Origin of the sequence: Calothrix sp. UHCC 0171, from assembly GCF_034931845.1 — a bacterium.
GTDB lineage: Bacteria > Cyanobacteriota > Cyanobacteriia > Cyanobacteriales > Nostocaceae > Brunnivagina.
Window position 1 is genome coordinate 32,571 of record NZ_JAYGHN010000023.1, and the last position, 20,155, is coordinate 52,725.

Annotated in this window: 26 protein-coding genes; 13 read left to right on the forward strand and 13 right to left on the reverse strand. The window is 39.0% G+C overall.

Features of this window, described 5'->3' with window-relative positions:
• Positions 1–122: 122 nt before the first annotated feature.
• On the forward strand, positions 123–1,664 hold the full coding sequence (locus VB733_RS17310) for a phenylacetate--CoA ligase family protein (protein WP_323341369.1): 1,542 nt from the start codon (positions 123–125) through the stop codon (positions 1,662–1,664).
• A gap of 174 nt (positions 1,665–1,838) precedes the next feature.
• Here the strand turns inward: VB733_RS17310 and VB733_RS17315 are convergent, their stop codons facing one another.
• The 3 genes from VB733_RS17315 to VB733_RS17325 form a co-directional block, all read right to left on the reverse strand.
• Complete coding sequence (locus VB733_RS17315; protein ID WP_323341304.1) at positions 1,839–2,720, reverse strand: fasciclin domain-containing protein; 882 nt, start codon at positions 2,718–2,720, stop codon at positions 1,839–1,841.
• A 615-nt stretch (positions 2,721–3,335) separates the two neighbouring features.
• Positions 3,336–3,698, reverse strand: a complete 363-nt coding sequence (locus tag VB733_RS17320; RefSeq protein WP_323341305.1) for an HPF/RaiA family ribosome-associated protein — start codon at positions 3,696–3,698, stop codon at positions 3,336–3,338.
• A 240-nt stretch (positions 3,699–3,938) separates the two neighbouring features.
• Entirely contained in the window at positions 3,939–4,103 is a 165-nt protein-coding gene (locus tag VB733_RS17325; protein ID WP_416336332.1) for a hypothetical protein, read from the reverse strand.
• Between the two features lie 341 nt (positions 4,104–4,444).
• On the opposite strand from VB733_RS17325, the gene VB733_RS17330 reads away from it, so the two are divergent.
• Entirely contained in the window at positions 4,445–5,092 is a 648-nt protein-coding gene (locus tag VB733_RS17330) for a tetratricopeptide repeat protein (protein WP_323341306.1), read from the forward strand.
• A gap of 148 nt (positions 5,093–5,240) precedes the next feature.
• Here VB733_RS17330 and VB733_RS17335 read toward each other — a convergent pair whose 3' ends face one another.
• Positions 5,241–5,714, reverse strand: coding sequence for a hypothetical protein (locus VB733_RS17335; protein WP_323341307.1), 474 nt, complete (start codon positions 5,712–5,714; stop codon positions 5,241–5,243).
• A gap of 189 nt (positions 5,715–5,903) precedes the next feature.
• Positions 5,904–7,199, reverse strand: a complete 1,296-nt coding sequence (locus tag VB733_RS17340) for a dihydrolipoamide acetyltransferase family protein (RefSeq protein ID WP_323341308.1) — start codon at positions 7,197–7,199, stop codon at positions 5,904–5,906.
• A 639-nt stretch (positions 7,200–7,838) separates the two neighbouring features.
• On the opposite strand from VB733_RS17340, the gene VB733_RS17345 reads away from it, so the two are divergent.
• Entirely contained in the window at positions 7,839–8,339 is a 501-nt protein-coding gene (locus VB733_RS17345; RefSeq protein ID WP_323341309.1) for a hypothetical protein, read from the forward strand.
• A gap of 191 nt (positions 8,340–8,530) precedes the next feature.
• Here the strand turns inward: VB733_RS17345 and VB733_RS17350 are convergent, their stop codons facing one another.
• From VB733_RS17350 to VB733_RS17360, 3 genes are all read right to left on the reverse strand, one after another.
• Entirely contained in the window at positions 8,531–8,977 is a 447-nt protein-coding gene (locus VB733_RS17350) for a YlqD family protein (protein WP_096612455.1), read from the reverse strand.
• A 42-nt stretch (positions 8,978–9,019) separates the two neighbouring features.
• A complete protein-coding gene (locus tag VB733_RS17355; protein WP_323341310.1) occupies positions 9,020–10,996 on the reverse strand; it encodes a long-chain fatty acid--CoA ligase in 1,977 nt (658 codons plus the stop codon).
• 310 nt (positions 10,997–11,306) lie between these two features.
• The gene (locus VB733_RS17360) at positions 11,307–11,438 is read right to left on the reverse strand and encodes a hypothetical protein (protein ID WP_323341311.1); all 132 of its coding nucleotides are present in this window, start codon (positions 11,436–11,438) and stop codon (positions 11,307–11,309) included.
• Positions 11,439–11,851: 413 nt separating this feature from the next.
• Here VB733_RS17360 and VB733_RS17365 point away from each other — a divergent pair, with 413 nt between their 5' ends.
• From VB733_RS17365 to VB733_RS17375, 3 genes are all read left to right on the forward strand, one after another.
• Positions 11,852–12,034, forward strand: coding sequence for a hypothetical protein (locus tag VB733_RS17365; RefSeq protein WP_323341312.1), 183 nt, complete (start codon positions 11,852–11,854; stop codon positions 12,032–12,034).
• 183 nt (positions 12,035–12,217) lie between these two features.
• Positions 12,218–12,493 carry a hypothetical protein gene (locus tag VB733_RS17370; RefSeq protein ID WP_323341313.1) on the forward strand — a complete coding sequence of 92 codons (276 nt, stop codon included), beginning with the start codon at positions 12,218–12,220 and terminating at the stop codon, positions 12,491–12,493.
• The gene (locus VB733_RS17375; RefSeq protein ID WP_323341314.1) at positions 12,490–12,858 is read left to right on the forward strand and encodes a clan AA aspartic protease; all 369 of its coding nucleotides are present in this window, start codon (positions 12,490–12,492) and stop codon (positions 12,856–12,858) included. Before VB733_RS17370 ends, VB733_RS17375 begins: the two co-directional genes overlap by 4 nt.
• 130 nt (positions 12,859–12,988) lie before the next feature.
• On the opposite strand, the gene VB733_RS17380 is transcribed toward VB733_RS17375, so the two are convergent.
• Entirely contained in the window at positions 12,989–13,201 is a 213-nt protein-coding gene (locus tag VB733_RS17380; RefSeq protein WP_323341315.1) for a hypothetical protein, read from the reverse strand.
• Positions 13,202–13,210: 9 nt separating this feature from the next.
• On the opposite strand from VB733_RS17380, the gene VB733_RS17385 reads away from it, so the two are divergent.
• The 6 genes from VB733_RS17385 (at position 13,211) to VB733_RS17410 (ending at position 14,896) form a co-directional block, all read left to right on the forward strand.
• Entirely contained in the window at positions 13,211–13,414 is a 204-nt protein-coding gene (locus VB733_RS17385; protein WP_323341316.1) for a type II toxin-antitoxin system HicB family antitoxin, read from the forward strand.
• Positions 13,411–13,635 carry a type II toxin-antitoxin system HicA family toxin gene (locus VB733_RS17390; protein ID WP_096612447.1) on the forward strand — a complete coding sequence of 75 codons (225 nt, stop codon included), beginning with the start codon at positions 13,411–13,413 and terminating at the stop codon, positions 13,633–13,635. Before VB733_RS17385 ends, VB733_RS17390 begins: the two co-directional genes overlap by 4 nt.
• A gap of 152 nt (positions 13,636–13,787) precedes the next feature.
• Complete coding sequence (locus VB733_RS17395) at positions 13,788–14,042, forward strand: type II toxin-antitoxin system ParD family antitoxin (RefSeq protein ID WP_323341317.1); 255 nt, start codon at positions 13,788–13,790, stop codon at positions 14,040–14,042.
• Between the two features lie 47 nt (positions 14,043–14,089).
• Positions 14,090–14,317 carry an addiction module protein gene (locus tag VB733_RS17400; protein WP_323341318.1) on the forward strand — a complete coding sequence of 76 codons (228 nt, stop codon included), beginning with the start codon at positions 14,090–14,092 and terminating at the stop codon, positions 14,315–14,317.
• 21 nt (positions 14,318–14,338) lie between these two features.
• Positions 14,339–14,629, forward strand: coding sequence for a GIY-YIG nuclease family protein (locus VB733_RS17405; RefSeq protein ID WP_323341319.1), 291 nt, complete (start codon positions 14,339–14,341; stop codon positions 14,627–14,629).
• Between the two features lie 117 nt (positions 14,630–14,746).
• The gene (locus VB733_RS17410; RefSeq protein WP_323341320.1) at positions 14,747–14,896 is read left to right on the forward strand and encodes a hypothetical protein; all 150 of its coding nucleotides are present in this window, start codon (positions 14,747–14,749) and stop codon (positions 14,894–14,896) included.
• A gap of 86 nt (positions 14,897–14,982) precedes the next feature.
• Here VB733_RS17410 and VB733_RS17415 read toward each other — a convergent pair whose 3' ends face one another.
• The 3 genes from VB733_RS17415 to VB733_RS17425 all read right to left on the reverse strand — a co-directional run bounded on the left by VB733_RS17415 (position 14,983) and on the right by VB733_RS17425 (position 18,259).
• Positions 14,983–15,138 (reverse strand): hypothetical protein, encoded by a 156-nt coding sequence (locus VB733_RS17415; protein ID WP_323341321.1) that lies wholly within the window; start codon positions 15,136–15,138, stop codon positions 14,983–14,985.
• A gap of 4 nt (positions 15,139–15,142) precedes the next feature.
• The gene (locus VB733_RS17420) at positions 15,143–17,707 is read right to left on the reverse strand and encodes a tetratricopeptide repeat protein (protein WP_323341370.1); all 2,565 of its coding nucleotides are present in this window, start codon (positions 17,705–17,707) and stop codon (positions 15,143–15,145) included.
• Positions 17,708–17,842: 135 nt separating this feature from the next.
• Complete coding sequence (locus tag VB733_RS17425; RefSeq protein ID WP_323341322.1) at positions 17,843–18,259, reverse strand: hypothetical protein; 417 nt, start codon at positions 18,257–18,259, stop codon at positions 17,843–17,845.
• A 466-nt stretch (positions 18,260–18,725) separates the two neighbouring features.
• Here VB733_RS17425 and VB733_RS17430 point away from each other — a divergent pair, with 466 nt between their 5' ends.
• Complete coding sequence (locus tag VB733_RS17430; protein ID WP_323341323.1) at positions 18,726–19,226, forward strand: peptidoglycan-binding protein; 501 nt, start codon at positions 18,726–18,728, stop codon at positions 19,224–19,226.
• A 115-nt stretch (positions 19,227–19,341) separates the two neighbouring features.
• Here VB733_RS17430 and VB733_RS17435 read toward each other — a convergent pair whose 3' ends face one another.
• Entirely contained in the window at positions 19,342–19,998 is a 657-nt protein-coding gene (locus VB733_RS17435) for a response regulator transcription factor (protein ID WP_323341324.1), read from the reverse strand.
• Positions 19,999–20,155: the final 157 nt, after the last annotated feature.

A 20,155-nucleotide genomic window follows, 5' to 3' on the forward strand; every position in this document is an offset into this window, starting at 1 on the left:
AAGACAAGGAATGATGCATAAACAAAAAAACGTAACACTGGATTAAGTTAATTATTCAATTACCTTCCCCTTGTGGATTAACCATTAACTAATAACAACAAATTTTGACAGTGACAAGTGCCATGAATCCCGAAGAAAGACGGCAGTATGCCATACAAACATTTTCCCACTTTTTACACACTCCCCTCGACACAAAACTTCAGCAGCATCTGCACACAGAACCAGCCACAGCAACATTAGAGCTATTTCATCATGTTGTGGCAACTGTTCCCGCCTACAAGAATTTCCTCACAGAAAATGGTATTAATTCTGCCAGTATCCAAACCCTGACAGACTTTCAAACTTTACCACCATTAACAAAGGAAAATTACCTGCAACGCTTTTCGTTAGCTGAACTATCTCGGAATGGGGAAATTCACAGTAGTGACTTCATTGCTGCATCCTCCGGTTCCACTGGTAAACCCACATTTTGGTGTCGATTTTTCAGCGATGAGTTGGAAATTGCTACCCGCTTCGAGCAAGTATTTCACGATAGCTTCTTTGCAGATACAAAACCTACCCTAGCTGTAATATGTTTTACCCTGGGGACGTGGGTAGGTGGGATGTTCACAAGTAACTGTTGTCGATATCTTGCCAGCAAAGGTTATCCCATCACCATCGTAACTCCAGGTAATAATAAAGACGAAATTTTGCGTGTTATCTCCGAACTCGGCACAAACTTTGAGCAAGTTGTATTGTTGGGGTATCCACCATTTCTCAAAGATGTCATCGATACCGGAATTGCCAGAGGTGTGCCATGGCAACAATACAACATCAAGTTCGTCACCGCCGGGGAAGTATTTAGTGAAGAATGGCGAAGTTTAGTCGCCGAAAGAATCGGTTCCCAAAATCCCTGTTACGATTTTGCTTCTTTGTATGGAACTGCGGATGCTGGGGTATTAGGGAATGAAACACCTTTGAGCATTTGCATTCGTCGCTTCTTCGCTGAAAATCCGGAAGCCGCAAAAGCTTTATTTGGCGAATCGCGCTTACCAACTTTGGTACAGTATGACCCCCTCAGTCGTTTTTTTGAAGTCAAAGACGGTATATTATTATTCTCTGGGAATAATGGCATTCCTTTAATTAGGTATAATATATTAGACAATGGCGGGATAATTACATACGCAGCTATGCTGGAATTCCTTGCTGAATGGGAATTTAATCCGGTTGCGTCTTTAAGCTCAAGTAGCAAAAAGAACTTAGAAATAGCCAAAGAAGAGACATGCAGGGGGATTAGAAATTTACCCTTTGTTTATGTATTTGGCAGGTCTAATTTTACAGTTTCTTATTTTGGTGCCAATATATACCCAGAAAATATCTCAGTGGGATTAGAACAGTCGGGAATTAAAGAATGGGTTACAGGTAAATTTGTTTTACAAGTGATTGAAAATAGCGACAAAAATCGATTTTTAACAGTGACGGTGGAATTAGCACCGGGAGTCGAGGCAAGCGAAGAAAAGAGACAAGAAATAACAACTTCAATTCTGGTGCAATTAAAGCGGCTCAATAGCGAATTTACCAATTATGTTCCTGAGGAATACCAAACTCCCCAGGTGACATTAAAATTACATGGTGATAGTGAATATTTTCCCGTTGGTGTCAAGCATCGGTATACAAGAAAGTAAACTCCCTGATGTACTGTTATACCAATTCTCCAAAATCCGGTTACAAATAGAATCGACAAAAACCCCGTTCAAATATTGATTTGAACGGGATTTGAGTTAAAAACTTTCCAAAAAAGCTTGTTTGTAAAAACAAGTTATTCAGGATTTAACACATTGTTATGCAAAAAATCTGATTTACAAATCGCGAGGTACAAGGATATTATCGATAACGTGAATAACTCCATTACTCGCCTTCACATCAGCTTGAGTCACCTTCGCATCATTAACATTGACACCTGTAGCAGAGTCTATTTTAACAGAGAGTGGACCACCTTCAATGGTTTTGACTTCGCCAGCCTTCAAGTCACTGGAGAGAATTTGACCTTGGACAACATGGTAGGTTAATACCTTGACCAACACTTCTTTATTTTCAGGCTTCAGCAAGTCTCTGATGACATTTGGCGATTTTTTTTCTAATTCCGCAAATGCAGCATCAGTAGGTGCAAAAACAGTAAATGGACCTGCACCTTGCAAGGTTTCGACTAATCCTGCTGACTTCAATAGTTTGGTTAGGGTTGTAAAAGAACCGTTGGATTCTGCTACAGCAACTATGTTTTTGCTAGTATCGCTGCTTTCGCTTGGCTTGTCTGTTCCTTCAGTTTGTGGTTTTACCTCTGGTTCGCTTGGAGCCGGAGTTACATCTGGTTCGGCAGGTTTTGTTATTGGTGCAGATGTACCAGCACCAGGGCAAGCTGCACGGTTGTAAGGACACTCATTTTTGATACTGGGGGAAGGATTGAGCTTTCCACCAATAGTCGTTGTTTGAGCAGTTTGAGTCTTTTTCTTTTTACCGGATGAATTTTGTTGCTTTTCCTGAGCAAGAGCCGGTTCGCTTGGTAAATACTGTGTGTTTGTCAGCACACGCTGAGTCCGGCTGTAGGTAGCCTCCGAGAAAATACTGGGATTTGGATTCAGTTTCTCTTGTGCCCCCGCAGGCAAGTTAATCAAGAGACCGATGCCCGTTACTCCCACAATGCCAGCCAACTTGGTCAGCAATTTGCTGTTATCAACCTTCATAAAAATATGTTTGGCTAAATTATCCACACACTACATAGGAAGTTTATAACATTTTTGATGCACAAAATCTAATTAAAGATTGATATTTTTGATGCCAATAATGGCTGTATTGATTGTATACAAATAGTTTGCTAATTTTCAAAAAGAATATATTTTCTGGTTTCTGCTACTCTCCAGTCCGAATATTGTGTTCAATTTAACTTCCACTTAGTTACAGAAGCAAATTACTTATATTTTTACGCTACAAATTATACATTCAACCATGCGATCGCTTAATTTTTGGAAAATCCGCATCGATTTACCTCCCACTTGGGGATATACATAATATTTCTCAGAAAATGGCACTAGAATAACTGACAGGACTTACGCACGTGAAGCCAGAAACCGGTTTTTTGCGTAAGTCCTAACTGAGTTAAATATTGAAGTTAAATGTTTAAGTTAAAAATATATTTTTTAGGCGAATAATTTGAGAATTTGAGGAAGATAAATTACATTTTGGCAAAAAGGGTAAGTAAAACACTTACCCTGATTAATTAACCTAAATCTAAATCTAGATGAGATAAAATTTACAAATCAAGACAGCCTTTTTCCCCTTTCTAAATTGTGCAAACTAGATTAATCCTCTGTTGTCACCACAACAGCTTTTCTCGTTTCATCCCGTTGCAAGCCCACATAATCTTGTAATTGCCGTCTTGCAGCCTCAAAAGCATCGCGAATCGCAACATAAATATCAGTATGGCTAGCATCATCAGAGGGGTTACGATTTACTATTACTTCTCCATTCGGTACTGTAATATCAATTCGCACATGATAAAGATTGCCTTTGTTTTGATTACGATGGGGAGTATCAACAGCGACTCGACAGCTAATGATTCGATTATAAAAACGCTCTAATTTATTTACACTCTCGGTAATTTTAGCTTCTAATACTGGCGATGCATGGACATTATGAAAGGTGATTTGTAGCTTATCTTTCATAAGAAACCTCGTTGGAAAATCTGTTGATAAAACCTAATTCCGAATTCAGGATTGGTTGAATAATTACCTTTTGCTTACATCCTTTAGATTAGAAGAAAATTGTGAGGAAGTTGTGAGGATATATTGGGGAAGAATTGGGATTAATGTGATTTTGATGGCAATAAAACATAATTCCGTAGGATTAACTTAGATTAACCGCATCCCTACAGTTTTGAGATGACATCTAGCCCAAAATTATACTTAGTTTTCTGGTATCAGTTCACCAGCCGACATAACCACCGGGAAGTGGTAAACATTAGGAGCGTGCATTGCTCGATTGAGCATATCAGCTTCTGTCCTGATGACTGCACCTGTGCTATCTAATATTGAGAGGTTGAAGTTCAAGCCATTAAGGTTAAATGCCAAGCCAAATAGTTGTATGTGTTTTTTGGTTGAGAAAATTGATAACCCTAAATTAGAATAATTTTATAATTAAATGTATGTGTATTTCAATACATTTTACTGGGCTTTTGGCGAAAAATACTATTATTATATCATCCGGAAACTGCTTCTCGATTGATGAATAAGGAAGCTGTATATCTAATTATGTTGTCGATGCTAATTTGAACTGCTCATAATTACATTATCCCTTCACTTTATATAGATGAACTGTTATTTAATCAACTTGATTTAGGCAGATTGAGAACCCACAAATGATGTATAGCATTTTTGTGATTAACCAGTTTAGTTTCAAAGGAGACATAAATATGAAGATATGGAAATTAACTGTTGCAGTAATCGCATTTGGGGCAGTAGCATCTGCTTGGAAAATTTGTGCCAGCAATATCAGTCAAGCCGATATTTACAATGTTTCTGCCACGATTCCTTTAGAAGTAAATCGTCATTCTAGATTAGGTGATTTTGAACATTCTTTACAAGTTTATCCTAACAATAATATTGGCTTAAAAAAAGCTTTTAACAAATATCAATCCGGAGATTATGCAGGTGCGATCGCAGACTATAATCTGGCGATACAAATGAATCCCAACAATGCAGAAATTTATAGTCATCGAGGCGCTGCACAAGCTGGTTTAAGAAAGCATCAAGAGGCAATTAAAGATTATAAGCGTGCTATCCAAATTAATCCACTTTCAGTTAAAGATTATGTTAACCGAGGACTATTATATGCTAGTTTAGGAGCTTATCAAAAAGCGATCACAGATTATAATCAATCGATTAAAATCAATCCAAAATATGATAATGCTTATTTCAATAGAGGAGTTGCACACTACAAATTAGGCAAACAGCAAGCCGCAGCCAGAGATGCACAAATACTTGCTGAACATTATAAGAGTCAAGGTGCAGCAGTTGATGCCGAAGAGATTATGAATACAATGAAGCAATTTGATCAATAAATAGAAATAACCAAACCTTTATTCTTGATATTACTCTCCACGCATCATTTACTTATGATTAACAAAATTTTCAGAGAATGCGTGGTGGGTGTATTTCATTATTTTTCCGAATCATCATATTCAGGAAAGTGAATTAAATTTTCAAGTTTTAATTATTTGTTAATTCTTCTAAATTAATGAAGGATTCGCGTGTTTGGGAATTGATGCGAGAAATGGCTGTATACTCTACTATACCAATGGCTGTGACAATTTTTCCCTGATGATTCTCTACTTCAGAAGGCGATCGCAATGATTGTTTGTTCCAGGATGGAAAAATATGTATGACTGTACCATCCTCCAGGACAATTTGAGATTTGATATAAACACCTCGAAAACCTGGATTTCCTGTTACTTGAGGCTTGCTAGATTGTGATGTGTAATATCCCACGAGTTTGACTTTTTTGCCACTCAAAGCAGCCAAATCTTCACGATTTTTGACTATTTTCAATTCTTCCATAGAAGCTTCTCGATGATTAACTTTGGGAATTTCGCTGTTGCTTGGTGCGCTGGCTATCAAAATAGAGCAGGATAAAATCGTCGATAAACATAGCCAAAAAGCAATCCAGTTAAATTTACTATTCATATAGATATTGAAAGAAAACAATACTGATAATTTATTTTAGCTAGATGTAACACTTTTTCTAATTTTCTTGATGACAAGATTCGTAAAAAAAGACTTGAGTTTTGAAAAACCCAAGTCAGATAAATTATTCGAGATATAAAAATCAATATTCTTGGTAAAAATTATTGATTATTACATTAACTCAACTAATTACATTGTCAGCGACTGTGTATTTGTTTCAATCAACTTCGCCAAATCTTGTAAGAATGCTGCCGCATGAGCGCCATAAATAATACGATGGTCACAGGTAATATTTACTTGCATTTGCTGCTTCACACCAAACATGCCATCAGTAGTAGCGACAACCTGAGGACGCGATGCACCGATCGCCAAAATTGAACCTTGTCCAGGTGGTAAAATCGCATCAAATGTATCTACGCCAAACATTCCCAAATTGGAAACAGTGAAAGTACCTGTACTATATTCTTCCGGTTGTAGTTGTTTTGCCCTAGCGCGTTCAACTAACGATTTCCAATTACGGGATAACGAGTAAATATCAACTTGGTCAGCATTTTGTAATACAGGTGTAATCAATCCGCCATCATCCATTGCTACCGCAACGGCAATATTGATACCAGAGTGATAAACAATACCTTGGTCAGAATAACTAGCATTTAATAAAGGATGTTTTTGTAATGTTACCGCAACAGCTTTCGCTAACAGGGCAGTCATTGTTACACCCTTCGATTTCAACTGTTTGTATAATTTGTCGAGTGCATCGGTAGTAATGGTGTAGCTAACACGGAACTCAGGTACAGCAAGACTCGCTACCATCCCACGAATCACGGCATTTTGGAGCGTCGTAAATGGCGTAGTTTGACTAGGAACAACTGCGCTCACAGGGGCTGGTAAAGGTTTTGGTGCTGCTGGCGTGGAAATTGGTGTTGTGACTGGTGCAGTGATTGGGGTTACTGTGGGAGGTGCAGAAACTTTACCCGCAGCAGTTTCCACATCTTCCGCCACAATCCGCCCAAAAGGACCACTACCTGCGATCGCATTTAAATCAACTTTGAGTTCCTTTGCCAATTTTTTGGCACGGGGTGAGGCGACAATTCTGCCTTCGCGGTGGTTAGAGCCATTTTGAGATGTTGTTACTGGTTCAACAACTGCTGTTGCGCTGCTGCCCTTGCTTGCGGCGGCGAGGGGTGCTACAACTGCTGCCGAGATGGAACTGGCTTTAGCGACAGCATCAGCAATTTCCGCTTCAGTCTCCGCAATAAACGCGATCGCATTACCAACAGGTGCAGAATCGCCAGCTGGGACTATGATATGTGCTAGATATCCCTCATAAAAGGATTCTACATCCATATCTGCCTTATCCGACTCAACAACCACCACTGTTTCGCCTTTCTCCACTTTGTCGCCGGGAGATTTCACCCAGGAGACAATTTTGCCTTCAGTCATGGTGGAACTAAGTGCGGGCATGAATACTTCGTGAATGCTCATACGGTGGTTAGTGAAATCGATAATTGTAGGAATGGACAGCAGATGAATGCCAGATCGAATTGTAGCTTGAATTTGAGCATTCGGTAATTGGAGAGAGTGGGAGAGGGGGAGAGTGGGAGAGTGGGAGAGGGGGAGAGTGGGAGAGTGGGAGAGTGGGAGAGGGGGAGAGTGGGAGAGGGGGAGAGTGGGAGAGTGGGAGAGTGGGAGAGGGAGAGAGTGGGAGAGGGGGAGAGTGGGAGACCTCTAAAAGAAACCTCTTTCTTTTTGTCCCCGCGTCCCCACGTCCCCTGAGTTCCCTTGATCTTGATTTTTATGAAGTTTTCATCAAGAAATTAGCAAGAACTACCCAAAACTGATGATTTAAAATCTACAATCGCTAGGAGGAACTATCCTACACTTCCAAAGTCTATAAATACTGTATTTCTGGTGACGACTGGTATATTTAGATGTCGTCTGATATCTAAGATATATTGGCAAGCACTGGACAATCAGGATTTCTTATTCTCCGTTTCCCTGCGTCTCCCTCTTCCCCTAACCCCAAACTCATGATTTATACCTAAAGTAATAGGAGATTTGGTGACACATCAATACTAAAATTCAAAATTGATCTACTAAAATCTTGGAAACACGGTTTTTATTATGTCGGCAAAGTTGAAGATTTTTCTGATACTTATACTGAGTATCTTTGCCACAGCCGCAGTTGGTAGTATTTTCACAAACCGCCAGCTAATCACAGCGATTTCTACAAATCAAAACGTGCAAGCGCAACAACCACCAGTGGCAATTCAAACTACAAGCCTGGTAATAAATCCAGAACGAGCTAAGTATAAAACAATACCACTTGAAAGTATTAATTCCGGGCTTCAAGGTACTGATCCAGCGTCATTAGCAATGGATGTATTTGATACTCCTCACGGCGATCGCACAAAGCGCCAAGTCGAAGTAGTTTATCCATATCCCAACCAAGCTTTAGTCACTATTACCCAAAACAAACCAACGCGAAACCAAAACTACCGCAGTGCAGTTCGCTATCGTGTTGAACTTACCAGTTTTGGCAGAACTATTTTTGCTAGTTCTCCGCCCATGTGGCAAATAGTTTGGGTTGGTTCCCAAGAACAATGTGGAAAGAGATATTGCTGATTGAGGAAGTGATGTCAGGTTACGCTAAATAATTACGAGCAAATCGATGGAGATGGGCGATATGGGGAGGCGGAGAAAAATAAATGATAGAGGAATGCTGGAATTTGCGATTGACTAATTTGCACCAAATACAAAACAAGAGACGCGAGGAACATCGCGTCTCTTCCACTCAGTAAATTATCAGCATTTAATTAAATATCGCCGCGAATCTCTTCAACAACACCATCGCGAATAACAACTTCAACTTGTAATTTGCTAATCAAGTTATCACCTGGTTCAACACGGAAAAAACCTTCCATTTGGAACTGATTGACTTCTTGATCTAATTCCAACAACTGAACTTGCTGGAGGTTTTGCAAACTCTGGTTTTTTTGTTCAAGGAGTTCGCTTTTCTTCTCATTCACCTGTGCTTGAATATTATCGATTTGTTGCAAGGTTTGAGGTCCCGGTGGTTGCATTGATTGCTTTTGAATTTCGGAAACTGCTCTTTGTCCTTGGATGTCGATTTGTTGTAGTTGCTGGTCGATCTGATTAATTTGTGCTTGCAGTTGTTGCTGTACTTCTTCTTTCCAAAGCGGGGTGACAATCGCCTTGACATTGACAGCACGTTTTAAAAGTAGTTGTTTGGAGACATCCATAAATGGTTCACGTTCACTCGTTAGTTTGCAGGTGTGGAGGCTTTAGGCGAACATGTTGTTAATCGTATCGCGATAGCGCTCCATCACAACATGTCGCCGCAGCTTCAATGTTTGAGTCATCAAACCGTTTTCAATCGAAAACGGCTCTACAATTAATCTGAATGGATTGATGCGATCATCAGGACGATAGCCTGGACGATTTTGCACCTCTCGATTCATTTCTTGGCGAAATAAATCCTGGACAATTTTACTCTCAAGATTTATTTTTTGACTGCCTGTCAGTGTAACATTGTCTTCCTGTATACACAGTTTTAAATCTTGCGATTCTGCCCATTTTTCCAAGGCTTCAACATTCGGGACTATTAATGCACCCAAACAGCGTTGGTCTTGTCCAACAAGCATGATTTGATCGATATAGGGCGATCGCAAACAAGCATCTTCGATGGGTTGGGGTTCAATATTCTCACCATTGGTTAATACAATCGTATCCTTGGCACGTCCGGTTAAAATTAGGTCATTTTTCTCACTCACCCAACCTAGGTCGCCGCTATCAAACCAACCTTGACTATCTATGGCTTTTGCTGTTGCTTCTGGGTTTTGGTAATAACCCTGCATAATTTGGGGTCCTCGTAACAACACTAAACCCCGTTCACCCACAGCTAAAGGTTTGCGTGTCTCTGGATCAACAATTTTGATTTCGGTTCCCGGTACTGGCTGTCCCGCAGCACCACGTACATTGCGCCAGACTCGGCGTACATGGGTGACAGGGGATGTTTCGGTTAAGCCATACCCCACCAAAATCTCAACTCCAACTATCTCAAAAAATAAGTCAATATGTCTTGGTAGCGCCCCACCACCACTCACCATTTGTTTTACCTTGCCTCCGGTTGCTTCCCGGACTTTACTGTAAACTAACTTATCTCCGACAGCATGTAAGGGCGATAATACAGTTGCTTTCAGGCTTGCAAGCAAGCGCTGTAAAGCTGATGCCTGAAAATTCTCCAAATCTAAACCTTGAGCAATGCGTCGTGCCTTGATATAATTTTCGCTGATACCCAAAAGATTACTCACCAAACGCTGTTTCGAGGCTGGCTGGTCGCGAAATTGCTTTTGTATGCCCTCATAAATCGATTCCAATAAACGTGGTACGGCAATAATATAGTTGGGTGCAAATTTTTTCAAATCAGACTTAATCGATCGCAAGTTGGTATATATCTGCGTGCAAGCTTGACTAAAAAGGAAATATTCACAACTGCGTTCGTAACTGTGCCAAGTTGGGAGAATACTTAAAACAATGTCTCCAGGTTTTGGTCTAACTATTGACCCTAATGATGTAACTTGATGCATTAAATTTGCATGTGTGAGCATTACACCCTTGGGTTTACCTGTTGTTCCAGAGGTATAAATTAAAGTTGCTAAATCTTGGCGTTGACGTTGAACTGTTTGCAAATGATGCTGCTTACCAATTTCCATCAATTGGCTAAAAGTCAGCACCTTTAAACTATCATCGCTACCTGGTTGTTCGTCCGAGAGCAAAACTACAAACTCAATTGGTAACTCGTGTAAACCTTCCCGCAGCTTTTTCAGAGTTTTCAAATTTTCCAATACCAAAGCGGTACTGCCACTATTGCTAATAATAAACAGCAATTCTTCCCGTTCTGCCAGGGAACTCCGCACCGCATTCACCGCACCAGCCATCATAATCCCTTGGTCGGCGATTAACCAACTCGGAGAATTATCAGAAATTAAGGCAACCCGATTTCCTTCCCTCACTCCCAAAACTTGCAAACCAGTCGCGAAACACTGAATTTTTTCATATAGCTGTGTGTATGTGAAAAGAACTTCTGGCTTGGCATGAGGGTTACAAACTGCAACAATATCAGGATATCGCTGTGCTACCAAAGACCAAATCTCCGGCAACGTTTCCACATCAGCATAATCGATTAAATCCTTGGCATAGATGCGTTCCTGCTCTGTATAGCTTGAGAAAAAATTGGGGTCAGCAGATGTTCTCACCATAAGTACCTCACTTAAAAAATTAACTTGATTTCGATTGATTTTACTGCCAACATATTTTGCTATGTAGTTAAGATAACCAATTGCAAATAATACATTTCGTTCCCTTGGTTTTTCCTAGGGAATATTGATTGATGCATAAATAAAAGTCTATGGTATGATAAAGTGGTATAGTTAAATAGCTATGCAACTAAATAACGACAGTCGAACCGGTAGCACCTTGTGCTGCCTCTGAAAGACCGCTTCTGCCAATATGAATTTTAGGTTAGTTGTTTGGGATTTGCCAAAATTCACAATTTAAAATCTAAAATCCTTAATTTCCGGCGATCGCCAAGAGGTAATTACCCATGAATTTGATGGATATTCTGTTTTTGACTTTAGTCAGCGCAGTCGCTTGTATTGCATTACCAAGACTAATATCAATGATTCTAGCTTTGGGAGGCAAATCAATTCAAAAACATCATGTTATTACCTTACAAAATTCTAGACAGGAAGTTACTAGCTTTCCCTTCTGCACGACCTATAGTTTGACCAGAACACCGGCATGTAAATTTAGCCCGCATTTTTGTGGTCAATGCTCCCACCAATAACAAAAAAGAATAAGTGTCAAGGAGAAAGCCATACATTATTAATAATCTTTACAAATGGGCATGGTGTTTAAATCAAAAAAAATCAAAGCATCCTTCTAAGGATGTGTTTTCCCATTCAGATCAAACTTTATATAAATTAACATTAACTAAAGCTTATGATAGATAGAAGAAATTCCTAACTATTATGACTAGCAATGACTGGGGTTTTTGTAGCACATTAAACAGTAGAAGCTAATCGTAGTCCAAATGTTCCACAGGGGGATTTTCTATGAATTTAATAGATGGTTTATTCCTAACTGCTGCAAACGCCATTGTTTGTATTGTTTTTCCCAAACTTTTGCATACGATATTAGTAGCGAAACGTCAGCAGAGAGAAGTAGTATTAGCAACGGCGAAATCGACTCAGGCAAATCCAGAAATCACTTCCGAAGTTCCCAGTTATCCATATTAGTAATTTAGTGAACAGCGATCGCAATTTCTCACCACCTCCTCAAAGAGAAGCGATCGCACTTTCGCCCAAAACACCAAAAACTGTCAATGCGTACCCTGCTTCATGCCACACCATAATCAGTATATTGACGCTTGTATCTATAATGAGAATATGCAAAAGTCTTAGCTGGAAGCAGGTGTAATTATGCAAGCTCTTTTTTGGACTGTAGAGGAAGTTGCCCAAAGAGCCAAAGAATTTTACGAAAACGGGATTCGCCAACAAGTCGAACATGGCGATAATCTTGGTAAGATGATTGTGATTGATGCCGAAACTGGCGAATATGGAATTGATCAAAGTGGTGTCGAATCAGGATTGAAATTAAAACAGAAAAATCCTAACGCTAGATTATTTACTATGCGAATTGGTTATGATGTTGCAGTTACTTTTGGTCATGCTCCCATGCTGCGTACAGTTGAATGATTTACGGAAGATTAGTTGAGCGCAAAGCAATAGTTCCAGTAATTTTTCGTTTACCACAGCAGCCTGATTTTTCTGTGAATTTTGTCATTGATACTGGATTCAACGACTATCTTACTCTACCAGCACAAGCAATTAGTGCAATGAATATTCCTTTGTATTCAACCATACCTGCAAGATTCGCTGATGGTAGTGAAGCCTTATTGTCGGTACATCTAGCGACTATTGTTTGGGATAATTTAGAAAAAGTAGTTCCCGTTTTAGCTTCTGGTTATAAGCCTTTACTGGGAACTGCAATGATGGAAGGATATCATCTGGAAATCGATTTTGCAGATAATGGTTTGGTTTCTTTAGCAAAAATTGGATAATGTGATCGCTCTTGCAAAATAACTCGATTTATCCCCATATTTGTATATTTATTTTCTCAATAGAGAAGTAAAAAGCCGGAATTGTCTGAGTGGAAATACTAAAATATAATTATTTGCGTGACAACTTTGACTAAAAACACAAGCGATCGCAATTTCTCACCGCCTCCTCAAAGAAAAGCGATCGCACATCCAAAACGACAAAAATCAAACTGTCATTGCGATGTTCGCTTTTAGTTTTCCCGCAGAGTAGGAAGCAATCCCAAGGTTTATCATTTCCAACAAGCGATCGCAAGCAAGCTATGATTGTATTTAGCAATAGCTTAACTGTAAGCGTAAAGGACACATATTGAATATGAAATGGCGAGTAGTTCTCGAACCCGATCCAGAAACAGGAGAATGGGCTGTTTGGTGTCCTGAACTACCTGGTTGTACCTCCGCAGGAGATACTGAGGAAGAAGCTTTAGAAAATATCCGCGAAGCAATTCAACTATATCTTGAAACTGATCCAATTAAACTCGCACCAGGTGCAATTTTCCGTGAGATTATGGTTGGATGACTCGTATCAGACGGATGGGTGCAGATGAGGTGGAAAGAATTTTACAAAGTTACGGGTTTGAATTGATTTCTCAAAAAGGTAGTCATCGCAAATGGCGAAATGACGATCGCCAACTCCAAGTAATTGTACCCTATCATAAAGGTCGTGATTTACCGATTGGAACTTTGCGTAATATTATGATTGGTGCGGATATTCCAGAATTTGAATGGAAAACTGATTAGAGCGATCGCAATACTCCTAACCACTAACTAATAATCGTAAATTCGTCATTGTGGAAAAGCGATCGCAAAATCGCAATTTCTCCAACTATTAAGCAAATCATTCCTGATTTATAATCTAAAGAATATAGAAAAAAGTAAAACAAACAATATTTATGAGTATTTCCCTAACTCCTGAATTAGAGCAATTTATCCAAAATCAGGTAGCAAGTGGTAAATATACCTCCACGGAAGAGGTGATTATTGCGGGTATTAAACTGCTGGAGGAACTGGAAAATATTTACAAAGGTAGATTTGAGGAATTGAAGCGGGAAATTGCGATTGGGGTTAAAGCTTCCGAACGTGGGGAAGTCATTGACGGGGAGATAGTTTTTCGTCAACTAGAGCAGAAATTACAGCAGCGTCGTTAACAAGTCGATTAACTTAAAATGAGCAACAATAGTCAATTTAAACAAGTATGCACCCTATATTAAAGGTTGATATTTCCGAATTAAGTGTATCCGAGCGAATACAACTAGCTGAAGATTTATGGGATAGTATTTTATTGGAATGCGATGCTTCGGAATTTTCCTTAAGTGAAGGTCAAAAACAAGAATTAGATAGACGTTTAGAATTACACCGTCAAAATCCGCAACAGGGTTCCACTTGGGAGGAGGTTAAGCAGCGATTGGGTTTTGATAAATGAGTTATCAGTTAATTATAATTAATGAGCCAGCAATACTATATTTATATAATCACAAATCAATCTAATACCGTGCTTTATACAGGTGTTACGAATGATTTAATTAGAAGGATTTACGAACATAAAGAAAAATTAATTGCAGGCTTTACAAAAAAGTACAACGTGAATAAACTGGTTTATTACGAAATTTTTACAGATGTTAATAATGCTATAGCAAGAGAGAAGCAAATCAAAGCTGGTTCCAGAAACAAGAAAATTGATTTAGTCAATAGCGTAAATCCAGAATGGTGTGATTTATACGACGATGTGCTGTAAAGTTCACATCTCAATCCAAAACAACAAATACTAAACTGTCATTGCGACGAAGGAAGCAATCGCAGAATCTCTCACTACCAACGAGTCATTGCGATTGCGTCGTCGTTCCTCCTCGCAATGACGGAGATTGGGAATGCGATCGCGCTCCAAAATAACACAAAAGCCCCTCCAGTCATTGCGACGAAGGAAGTAATCGCAGAATCTCTCACTACCAACGAGTCATTGCGATATGCGATCGCCATCTATTCCAAAACCACAAAACCCTAACCGTCATTGCGAATGAAGCGAAGCGTAATGAAGCAATCGCAATATCTCTCAACACTAACGAGTCAATTGACCAAACCCCACAACCATTAACCGAAAAACAGCCTTTTCAACCTCTGCCACCAAGAATTATCCCCACTTTCTTGCTGCTGTATGCGTAAATATTCGAGGTTTCCCCGAATAGTCATTGTATTGGGATGATTTGCACCCAATACGCGATCGGCATGATCACACTCCCAAACCACACATTTATTCCAATGTAAATCGATCCCAATTTCTCTCATCACTGTTAAACACTCCCAAATCCCTTTTTTTCTTACATAATTCCTTTAAAAAAGCTGCATAATTACCTCGAACGGTCATTGTATTGGGATGAGCAATACCTAAACTTTGTTCGCATATTTTCAAAGCTTGGATGTACAGAGGTTCCGCAGCCTCGTAACTTCCCTGGGATTCATAGAGTCCAGCTAAATTATTCAAACTGGTTGCAACGTGGGGATGATTTTCTCCCAGTAGTTGTTTATGTAACTCCAAAGCTTGGATGTACAGAGGCTCCGCAGTTTCGTACCTTCCCTGGGATTCATAGAGTCCAGCTAAATTGTTCAAACTCATTGCAACGTGGGGATGATTTTCTCCCAGTAGCTGTTTATGTAACTCCAAAGCTTGGATATAAAGAGGTTCCGCAGCTTCGTACCTTTCCTGGGATTTGTAGAGTGCAGCTAAATTGTTGAAACTACTTGCAACGTGGGGATGATTTTCTCCCAGTAGTTGTTTTCTTAACTCTAAAGCTTGGATGTAAAGAGATTCCGCATTTTCGTAGCTTCCCTGAGAATAGTAGAGTCCAGCTAAATTATTCAAACTCATTGCAACATGGGGATGATTCTCTCCCAGTAGCTGTTTTCTTAACTCCAAAGCTTGTTGATAAAGAGGTTTCGCAGCTTCGTACCTTCCCTGGGATTTGTAGAGTGCAGCTAAATTATTCAAACTGGTTGCAACGTGGGGATGATTCTCTCCCAGTAGCTGTTTTCTTAACTCCAAAGCTTGTTGGTAAAGAGGTTCTGCGGCTTCGTAGCTTCCCTGAGATGTGTAGAGCGCAGCTAAATTATTCAAACTGGTTGCAACGTCGGGATGATTGTCTCCCAGCAGATGTTTATATAACTCCAAAGCTCGGATGTAAAGAGGTTCCGCAGTTTCGTACCTTCCCTGGGAATCGTAGAGTCTAGCTAAATTGTTCAAACTAATTGCAACGTGGAGATGATTTTCTCCCAGTAGCTGTTTAAATAACTCCAAAGCTCGGATGTAAAGAGGTTCCGCAGCTTCGTACCTTCCCTGAGATGTGTAGAGTCCAGCTAAATTCATCAAACTACTTGCAACATCGGGATGATTTCCTCCCAAGCGCAATCTTACTGCTGATACACATTGTTGATACCAAGGTTCTGCTAATGCATATAAACCCTGTCCTTCGTAAAACCATGCTAAACCAGTAAAAGCCCAAATTAAATTTTTATCGCTGACAGTATCGATAAAATTTTCGACGACTTCTGTTAAGTGGGAAATCGCTGTTTTGAGTGAGTTGATAAATTCTAAAGTTGGTGTATGGGGAATTGTTTGAGCAATTTCCATAAAGGTGTTGGTAAATGCTTGTTTAATTTCCTTGCTTTCCCCATCTGCGGTTAATTTGTCTTTTAAAAATTCTCTAATTAAGGGGTGAATTTTATAACCATATAAATCTTCTTCTAAGCATTGCACGAAATGACGTTGGTAAAGTAGCTCAATTGCTGTCTCCACATCCGACTCATCCCAATTGAGGGATTTAGTCATCGACTCTACCCATTTCCACACAAAAATATCTGCTGCAAATAAACTTAATAACCCGGCGATTTTTTGTGTTTCTGGATTCAATTCCACCCAGCTTAATTCAAATGCAGCTAAAACCCCCCGTTGTGCGGTACTCAATCCTTTTTGTTGCGGATTAATCGCTTCCTGATGCAGTCGTTGCTGTTTCAACTGCTCCAACATTTTCGCTAAAGTGAAATGGGGAGTTTTTTTAACTAAATATCGTCCGACTAATTCTATTCCTAAAGGTAAATATCCCAACCATTTACATAATTCCTTCGCTGTGGCTAATTCTTTATTTATCTTCTTTTCACCAACTAAATTAATCAATAATTCTAATGCTTCCTCTGCTGACAACACATCAAGGGGTATTTCTTGAATATTTGTGTCCAGATTTCGTAACCTGGTTGTCATCAAAACCCGGAAGCGGTTATTTGTGGGAAGTAATTCAGCAAAACCATCTAAATTCGTCACATCATTCAAAACCACCAATACCAAACCTTCTGCTGGTTGCCAATGTTGCCAACACCAAGCTACTTGTTGAATCAGCGTCAGTGGATTTCCTTGGAAATCTTGCTGGGGAACTTCCAAACCCATTTGCAACTGCACAAATTGAATAATTCCCGCAGCTAAATTAGTATCTCTGGAATTTAACCAACAAATTCCACCGGGATAATCATTTATATGTTCTCTGGCGTATTTCACCGCCAATTCTGTTTTTCCAATCCCACCCATCCCTGACACCGCAGAAATTGCCACAGTGTTATTTTCTTTGTGCAATTTTTCGTGAATTATTGTTAGCTCATTCCTACGTCCAACGAAATGAGAAACACCAAGATAGGGAATAGAATTGACGGCAGTTGCAGTTTTTTTGGGTACATGATTGATATTGATATGGTTAGTGCCAACATAAGCGGTACCACCATCATTAACTTGAGTTTGGAAACCTTGGGCATTCCCACTATTTTCTTGGCTCATCATCACCAAATCATCTTAGGAACAGGAATTTAATAACTTATAATTCTGAACAAATATAATGCGAACAAATATGAAATGGTGCGTTACGCTGCGCTAACAGCACCCTACTTTTATACTTTATTTAATTCGCATTCCTTAAGAATTGGGAGGTGCTTGGTTGATGGTATTTTCGCCTATATAAGCAGTACCACCGTCAACCTTTGTTTGCCAACCTCTAGCATTATCTTGGTTAATCTGAGTCATAGTGCTATTATCTTGCTTTTCACCCGCTTTTATGTCTCTTGCGATCGCGCGAATTTCGTCAGCAAAAAGTGGTTCTTCATGCATTAATACTTGTAAGTAAGCGGCAACTGTATCTAAATCTTTTTTGGAACCTTTTTCTGCTGCTCTCAATGCTGTTTCGACTTTGACATTCCCACGAAACTTGTCAAAAATCTTTTTCCGCAACTCATCCATCTTTTGTAGTGCTGCTTCTGTAAATTTCTCAATCGTTTTTTCAAAAACTTTAGTAAAAGCGAGAGTTGCGATCGTTGCAGCTGTTATCGGTTCCATAAACCACTTTGCTCTAGCTAAATATTATTTTAAATGATACCTGCTCAATTTATTTGATTCCGGAAATGTACATATTTTTTGAATTCCAATCTACAGTTTTTTCGTTGGAGATTTGAAATTAGCTAAAGTGTCGCTAGATACTAGATTAATCTATCTCTGAGTGCAACTCATCTAGTATTATTTGCATCTATCCAAAGTATGATTTTTTATACTATAACTAAAATTTAGTGTGTCTTTTTACTGTACATCCCACAGAAAAAATAACTCATAAATAATCTCAAATCCTTACTGGAAGTGCATTGATTTAATGAAATCGACTTTGATTCCAATTCTTAAGATTGTTTTTATATATACATTGAAGTTGTCGTGGTTGAATTGAAAAAGAAATTTATTAACCTGTAAATCTACTAGTTAATAAATCCAACCGTAGTAGAAATTAGTAATTCACTAAAACCAGGAGAATCTCATGACTACAGCTACTTCTATTCTTCCACTCAAAGAGGGTTCTGTGGGTGATGGAGTTTCGATAATACAAGGATTTTTGACAACTTTAAAGCTATATTCTGGAAAGATTGATGGTAGTTTTGGCGCGAAAACAAAAGAAGCTGTGATCAAGTTTCAAGGAGCCAATGGTTTAACCAAAGATGGTATTGTTGGTAATAATACAGCGATCGCACTTGATAATGAAGCATGGGCAGCACAGCAACCTGTTTTGAAAGAAGGTGCTAAAGGCGCTGATGTAGAAGCATTCCAAGGGTTATATAATTCATACTTTGGTACACTTACAGTCGATGGTATTTTTGGAGCAAAAACCAAAGCTGAAGTGATTAAATTCCAAAAATCTCGCAACTTAACAGCAGATGGGATTGTTGGAGCAAAAACTTGGTCTTCGTTGCGATCGCTCACTACCCATGATATCCCCACAGACCAAAGAATCAGTTTTATTTTCGAGCCACAAGGTTGCTAATTGCTAAATTAAATGCATACAAAAATAGAGATGTTGAATTTAGTTAGCATCTCTATTTTTGTGTAAAAATATTTTTTTCTAACACTAAATCTAAATCTAAATCTTACAGTTAAACTTAAATAGGTGCTGCATGACCAAAAGCTGAATTTGCATAAATAGCAAGTTGCGCTCTATTCTTTAAATTGAGACGATGAAAAATACTATTTATATGAGTTTTCACAGTGCTTTCTGAGATATATAATTGTTCGGCAATTTCTTGATTAGTTGCACCAGTTGCCACTAATTTCGCAACATCTAATTCTCTGGTTGTGAGTTCGGTAAGTGGGGGAGAAGTGGATGGAGAAGTATTTACTGGTGATGATGTTTTATTGACGATTCGTTCGAGTAAGCCAGGTGCTAGTTGAGCATAGCCAGAGTTAACGCAGCGAATCGCATTTACTAGTTCTTCTGAAGGCATATCTTTTAACAAATATCCTTTAGCACCAGCGCGAATTACATCACTAACATCGCGTTCTTCATCGTAGGTACTTAATACCAAAATTTTCATTTGGGGATATTTTTCGCAAATAATTCGAGTCGCATTGGCACCATTCATTACAGGCATTCGGACATCCATTAATATGACATCAGGTTGTAATGCTTCAACTTGAGCGATCGCTTCTTCACCGTTTTCTGCCATCCCCACAATTTCGAGGTCAGTTTCTAGACTTAATATTGCTTTTAAACCTTGACGAACTAAACTTTGGTCATCTACAAGTAATAAGCGAATCATAGGATTTGATATTTTTAGGTTTGATATTTTTAGGTTTGATATGTTTAGATTGTAGAGGCTATGTATCAAATAAGGCTTAAGAGCAAATAAATCTGTTTTCTGGGATTTAAGTATCAAGTATCATCTGACTTTTTGAGGAAAACTGTTTTTATGATTA